Annotated in this window: 7 protein-coding genes; 5 read left to right on the top strand and 2 right to left on the bottom strand. The window is 48.7% G+C overall.

Going from position 1 to position 6,596, the window contains the following annotated elements:
• Positions 1–550: 550 nt before the first annotated feature.
• On the bottom strand, positions 551–1,099 hold the full coding sequence (locus HMPREF9442_RS02115) for a hypothetical protein (RefSeq protein WP_008624807.1): 549 nt from the start codon (positions 1,097–1,099) through the stop codon (positions 551–553).
• Between the two features lie 73 nt (positions 1,100–1,172).
• Positions 1,173–1,961, bottom strand: coding sequence for a DUF5715 family protein (locus tag HMPREF9442_RS02110; protein ID WP_008624804.1), 789 nt, complete (start codon positions 1,959–1,961; stop codon positions 1,173–1,175).
• A 118-nt stretch (positions 1,962–2,079) separates the two neighbouring features.
• Here HMPREF9442_RS02110 and HMPREF9442_RS02105 point away from each other — a divergent pair, with 118 nt between their 5' ends.
• Genes HMPREF9442_RS02105 through HMPREF9442_RS02085 form a run of 5 tightly spaced genes read left to right on the top strand, consistent with a single transcriptional unit; the run spans position 2,080 to position 6,596 of the window.
• Positions 2,080–3,102, top strand: coding sequence for a PhoH family protein (locus HMPREF9442_RS02105; protein WP_008624803.1), 1,023 nt, complete (start codon positions 2,080–2,082; stop codon positions 3,100–3,102).
• Between the two features lie 37 nt (positions 3,103–3,139).
• The gene (locus HMPREF9442_RS02100) at positions 3,140–4,087 is read left to right on the top strand and encodes a phosphoribosylaminoimidazolesuccinocarboxamide synthase (protein ID WP_008624802.1); all 948 of its coding nucleotides are present in this window, start codon (positions 3,140–3,142) and stop codon (positions 4,085–4,087) included.
• A gap of 10 nt (positions 4,088–4,097) precedes the next feature.
• Complete coding sequence (gene ubiE, locus HMPREF9442_RS02095) at positions 4,098–4,832, top strand: bifunctional demethylmenaquinone methyltransferase/2-methoxy-6-polyprenyl-1,4-benzoquinol methylase UbiE (RefSeq protein ID WP_008624801.1); 735 nt, start codon at positions 4,098–4,100, stop codon at positions 4,830–4,832.
• An 11-nt stretch (positions 4,833–4,843) separates the two neighbouring features.
• Positions 4,844–5,590, top strand: a complete 747-nt coding sequence (locus tag HMPREF9442_RS02090) for a shikimate dehydrogenase family protein (protein ID WP_008624791.1) — start codon at positions 4,844–4,846, stop codon at positions 5,588–5,590.
• A gap of 4 nt (positions 5,591–5,594) precedes the next feature.
• On the top strand, positions 5,595–6,596 hold the full coding sequence (locus tag HMPREF9442_RS02085; RefSeq protein ID WP_008624789.1) for an alpha/beta hydrolase: 1,002 nt from the start codon (positions 5,595–5,597) through the stop codon (positions 6,594–6,596).

Raw genomic sequence — 6,596 nt, 5'->3', positions numbered from 1 at the left:
TTTACGGCAAAGTTAGGGGGCCGCACGGCGAAGGGTGCACGTTTGTGCACATTTCCGCACGGTTCCGCAGGTTTGTGCACGTTTACGTTCACCCCCATGCCTTCATTCCTCCATGCCTTTTCCCGGAAATGGACTTCATCTTTCAGGATACCACGTAACCCTTTCAAAGCAAGACGGATACATCCTGAACTTCCAATCCTTCATCTTTCAGCCCATGTCAGGCGCAAGACGGGCTGAATGCTGCTTTCCGTTTGGCGCACATCCGAAAATCATTCGGCTGAGATTGAAAAATCACTCGCCTGAGATTGATTTTCCGTTTGGCGCACAACGGTAGCAGCCAGTCAACTGAAGGAAGGCTGAAAGATGGGGATTCCATAATTCAGCTCATAAAGCACTATTCATCAAACCGTTATAGAGAATTCTGAAACATGAAACCTTTTTTGGGAAAATATACGGGAGTTTACAGAGGAACCCAAACACGAAAAAGGGAGATTTGCAACAGCAAATCTCCCTCCCCTTTTACCTTAAAATCAACCCTACCTAACTGGTATTACCAGTCGACATCCCTATCAAAATCATTTTGAGGAAAACCATTTAAGTTTCCGGGCGGACGAACTCCACCCCTTCCTATGCCTTGCCTACCCCCATTACGAACATTCATTTTTCTCACGGGAACAAAGATTTTCATCAACTGTTTGGCAGACATGGTTTTAGAAAAGACTTCATAGTACTTTTTATCCACTTCAAGCGTGTTGTACGCATTTACGATTTGCTGCGCCTTGCGGTCAAACTCCGTTTTTATGCGCTCTGCCGCTTCCTCCTCCGTCAACTCGGATTCTTTTTTCCCTCCCAAGCCTGCCGGAAATAGGGGTGTCTTGCGATGGGACATCAAATCCTGCTGATAATTTTTATAAGTAACCAGAAACTCCGAACGTGCATCTCCGTTCAAATCCAGTTCATCAGCTAATCTTTCCGCACGTTTTTCCATCATCTGCTCCCATCGCATGTCACCCTTGCGGTCTTTCCCGCCCTGTGCCATTGCCGTCCCCGAACCAACCAGACAGGCCGCACACATTCCCCATAGAACTATCTTTTTCATTGCACCTTATATATAATAGACAAATATTCTTCCTATTTATAAAGACACATCCAAACGAAAAAGGTTTAACGCATTATCTCACCGTAATATGAAAACAGCCCTGTTTTACTTCATATTTTACATAACATAACTCTTGTTCACGCAAATCACGCAACACCTCCGACAAGACCCACTTCAGCGAATCGTTTCTTACCGGACGCCGTTCCGGCCTGTCGGGATGACTCACCGTATTATAGCGATTATAACAAATGTCAAACGTCGTTCCGAAACGATGGCAACTCTCTTCGGAGGCATTGCAATTAAAACGTCGCAACCTCCGCACATCGTTCTCCGTACGCAAGACGGAAGTTACAATTAACGTATGTAGCGGAATGTCTTTGATAGCTAAAGAATCCAGAAAGTTCCGGCTGATTTTTTGCAGAAGGTCACTGGCCCGAGGCACCAGATAAGGGATGGAATAAGACATCTGCTTGTCCATCGTGTAATAAGGATTGCTGCCCACATAGACCAGTTCATCTTTCCTCATCTCCGCTTCTTCCCGATCCTCCACCGGAGAAACGCCCCATTTCCGGGCCGCCACGATATGTACATCCTGCAAGTCGGGAAACGTACGTCCAAACCCTGGTACACTATAGATCTTACTCTTCAATGGCCGACCGTCCGCTTCTTTGAAAACCGGTATGGAATAAGGTGTATGCAACCCCGTTTTCCTGACAACCTCAATAGACTCCTTTTTCGAATCAGGAACGACGGCCTGCACTGAAGAATCAAGCGGAACAGATGAAACACCAACCGTTTCACCCACCACCGCCGGATTGACACAGCGCACCACGCCCAACACACAGACGGTCACCCCCGCCATTCCCCAAAATATTTCTCTCTTGAGTTTTCTCAACGTTTTCTTTATTTTGCAGCACAAAGATACGGAAAACGTGGCGAATTCAAAACTTAATGCTTAAATTTGCGGCAAAATTAAGCGAATGATAGAAAAGCATATCGTATTGGAAGACGTGGATCCCGTTATTTTCTACGGGGTAAACAACACCAACATACAAATGATCAAGGCGCTCTATCCCAAATTGCGCATCGTGGCCCGCGGCAATATCATCAAAGTAATGGGCGACGAAGAGGAAATGTGTGCTTTTGAAGAAAACATCATGGCCATCGAACAGCACTGTGTAAAATACAACAGCCTGAAAGAGGAAGACATATTGGCCATCATCAAAGGCAAAAAGACCCCGAAAGAAAGTGCAGAAGGCGTCATTGTATACAGCGTCAACGGCAAACCTATCACCGCCCGTAGCGAGAACCAGCAAAAATTGGTCAAAGCATACGAAAACAACGATATGATTTTTGCCATCGGACCTGCCGGTTCGGGCAAGACCTACACCAGCATCGCATTAGCGGTAAGGGCTTTAAAGAACAAAGAAATACGCAAAATCATCTTGAGCCGTCCCGCTGTGGAAGCCGGTGAAAAACTGGGTTTCCTGCCGGGTGACATGAAAGACAAGATAGACCCTTACCTGCAACCGCTTTATGATGCCTTGCAGGACATGATTCCTACCATGAAGTTACAGGAAATGATGGAACAAAACATCATTCAGATCGCTCCCTTGGCTTTCATGCGCGGCCGCACCCTCAATGACGCGGTGGTCATATTGGACGAAGCACAGAACACGACTACGGCACAAATCAAGATGTTCCTGACGCGTATGGGAATGAACACCAAAATGATTGTTACCGGAGACATGACGCAAATAGACCTTCCACCATCCCAACGTTCAGGATTGGCCGAAGCCACGTCCATACTGAAAGGCGTGGAGGGTATCGCTTTTATAGAAATGGACAAAAAAGACATCGTGCGCCACAAATTAGTGACCCGCATCGTGGAAGCTTACGAAAAGCATGACAGGAAGGTCTCCGCACATAAGCGCAGTACCGAAAAACCACAATCCGAAGAATCATTCGTCATCACAGATTTGACGGGTTGGGGCGACAACTGAGCACAAACAGAACTTCAACTTCAAAAAGAAAACAGATATGAAAGCTTTAACTCACACTGATTTTAACTTTCCGGGACAGCAAAGCGTATATCACGGAAAAGTACGCGACGTGTACAACATCAACGACGAACTGATGGTCATGGTAGCCACCGACCGTATTTCGGCATTCGACGTGATTCTGCCCAAAGGAATCCCTTTCAAAGGCCAAGTGCTGAACCAGATTGCAGCTACTTTCCTTGATGCCACAAGCGACATCGTACCCAACTGGAAACTGGCCACTCCGGACCCGATGGTGACCGTGGGACTGAAATGCGAAGGCTTCCGCGTGGAAATGATTATCCGCGGGTATTTGACCGGCTCGGCATGGCGCGAATACCAGAATGGTTGCCGCGAACTCTGCGGCGTGAAGTTGCCCGAAGGCATGAAAGAAAACCAGAAGTTCCCCACCCCGATCATCACTCCTACCACGAAAGCCGATGCCGGACACGATGAAAACATATCTAAGGAAGAAATCATCGCCCAAGGACTCGTGAGCAAGGAAGACTACGAACTGATGGAAAAATATACTTACGCCCTCTTCGCCCGCGGCACGGAAATGGCTGCGGAAAAGGGACTGATATTGGTGGATACCAAGTATGAGTTCGGCAAGAAAGACGGTAAAGTCTATCTCATCGACGAAATCCATACGCCCGACTCCAGCCGTTACTTCTACGCAGACGGGTATCAGGAAAAGTTTGAAAAAGGCGAAGCCCAGAAGCAACTTTCCAAGGAATTCGTACGCCAATGGCTCATCGACCACAACTTCATGGGCAAGGAAGGCCAACAAGTGCCGGAAATGACGGACGAATACGTAAACAGCGTGTCAGACCGCTATATAGAGCTGTACGAGCATATCGTAGGCCAAAAGTTCAACAAGGCCGACGACCATGACGATTTGGCCGCACGCATCGAAAAGAACGTCACCGAATATTTGAACCAGAAATAAGGCACGACAGGTGTACGAACAAGAAAAGATAAAGCCCTACAAGGACGAAGGCCATAAGCGTGAACAAGTGGAGCGCATGTTCGACCGCATCGCCCATTCTTACGATCGGTTGAACCATTTCCTTTCATGGGGCATCGACAAGAGTTGGCGGCGCACAGCCGTCGACTCTTTGTCGCCCTTTCACCCCCGCCGAATCTTAGATGTTGCTACGGGGACAGGCGATTTTGCCATTTTGTCTGCCCGGAGGCTTTTTCCGCAATCCATCACGGGAGTAGACATTTCCGAGGGCATGATGCAAATAGGACGGCAAAAAGTGGAAGCGTTGCATTTGGACGGAATCATCCGCTTCCAACATGAGGACTGTGAAGCGTTGTCTTTTGCCGACGACACGTTCGATGCCGTGACCGTGGCCTATGGCGTACGCAACTTCGAACATCTGGACCAGGGACTACGGGAAATGTGCAGGGTATTGAAACCAGGCGGACATCTGTTAATCATTGAACTGAGTTCTCCCCACCGTTTCCCCATGAAACAACTTTTCTCTGTTTACGCCAAAATCGTCATGCCGCTGATTGGCCGGTTGGTTTCCAAGGACCATAGTGCCTACTCTTACCTGCCGGCCACGATGGCCGCTTTCCCTCAAGGAGAGGTCATGCAGGGCATACTCCGGAAAGCCGGTTTCGGCGACGTGCGTTTCAAACGTTTCACTTTCGGCATCAGCACGATGTATCTTGCCACCAAATAAGCATTCACATCATGGATAAATACGGTTTAGTCGGCTATCCTTTAGGACATTCGTTCTCGCGTGACTTTTTCAATGAAAAGTTCAAGAACGAAGGGATTGATGCCGAATATGTCAATTTTGAGATTCCCTCTATCGAACGCTTTCCGGAAATCATCACAGAAAACGCAAATCTGTGCGGACTCAACGTGACCATCCCCTACAAAGAAAAAATCATTCCTTACATGGACGAGTTGAGCGAGGAAGCCCGCCATATCGGGGCTGTCAACGTCGTACGAATCGGGATGCGGAAAGGGAAAACGCATCTGAAAGGTTTCAACTCGGATGTCATCGGATTCACCCGCTCGATAGAACCGTTATTGGAACCGATACACCGGAAAGCCTTGATATTAGGTACAGGAGGGGCTTCTAAAGCTGTACGCTACGGACTTCACCGCTTGGGCATCGAAACCCGCTTTGTCAGCCGTAACCCGAAAGAGGATTCGCTGACATACCCGCAACTCACACCGGAAATCATGGACGAATACAAAGTGATTGTAAACTGTACCCCGGTGGGGATGTATCCTCATACGGAAGAGTGCCCGGCACTCCCTTATGCAGCCATCGGACGCAACCACCTACTGTACGATTTGGTTTACAATCCGGAAGAGACCCTCTTTCTCAGAAAAGGACGGGAACAAGGTGCCATCACCAAAAACGGTTTGGAGATGCTGATTCTCCAAGCATACGCCGGATGGGAATTCTGGCACAGCGAAGACTGACGACATGCACAAGGAAAAGAACAAGTTCAAACGGATCTTCTGGACCGTGCTCACCTTATTAGTACTCACACTGACGGGGAGCACGCTATACCTGCAATGGTACGCGTTGGAGGCCGGTGGCAACGAACGGGGAAAGAATCTCGAAATGTCATACGCTTTCATGTATGAGCACTACCCTTTCCTTTCGCACTGGGTAGACAGCCTGCAACGGGAAAACGCCTTGCGGGATACGTTTATCCTTGCCGAAGACGGAGTAAGGCTGCACGCCCTTTACCTTTATGCAGACACCCTGACGGCTCATACAGCCGTAGCCGTACACGGTTATACCGACAATGCCGTGCGTATGCTGCACATCGCTTACTTATACAATCACGACCTGCATTACAACGTATTGCTCCCCGACCTCCGCTTTGCCGGACAGAGCGAAGGCGACCACATCCAAATGGGATGGAAAGACCGCCTTGATGTGTTACGCTGGATGGAAGTGGCCAACGAACTGTTTGCCCCGGAAGGTTCCCAGACCCGCATGGTGGTACACGGCATCTCCATGGGAGCGGCTACGACCCTATGCGTGAGCGGCGAACCCCAACCGCCTTTCGTGAACTGCTTTGTGGAAGACTGCGGTTATACCAGCGTGTGGGATGAATACGCAGGAGAACTGAAAAACCAGTTCGGCCTGCCCGCTTTTCCCTTGCTCCATCTGGCCAGTTGGGCTACACGCCTGCGTTACGGATGGGATTTCCGGGAAGCCTCGCCACTGGAACAAGTGAAAAAATGCCGACTTCCCATGTTGTTCATTCACGGTACGGAAGACACGTTCGTACCGACTTGGATGGGTGACAGCCTGTATGCCGCCAAGAAGGGCATCAAAGAGCTATGGCACGTGGAAGGCGCGACACATGCCGATTCTTATCTAAAATATGCTAAAGAATATACAGAAATCGTCAAAAGTTTCGTCGAACGATATAATATTCCAAAAGATATGAATAACTTGCCAAGCCAGTAA

The organism is Paraprevotella xylaniphila YIT 11841 (assembly GCF_000205165.1).
GTDB lineage: Bacteria > Bacteroidota > Bacteroidia > Bacteroidales > Bacteroidaceae > Paraprevotella > Paraprevotella xylaniphila.
This window is presented reverse-complemented; position numbering and strand designations above follow the sequence as displayed.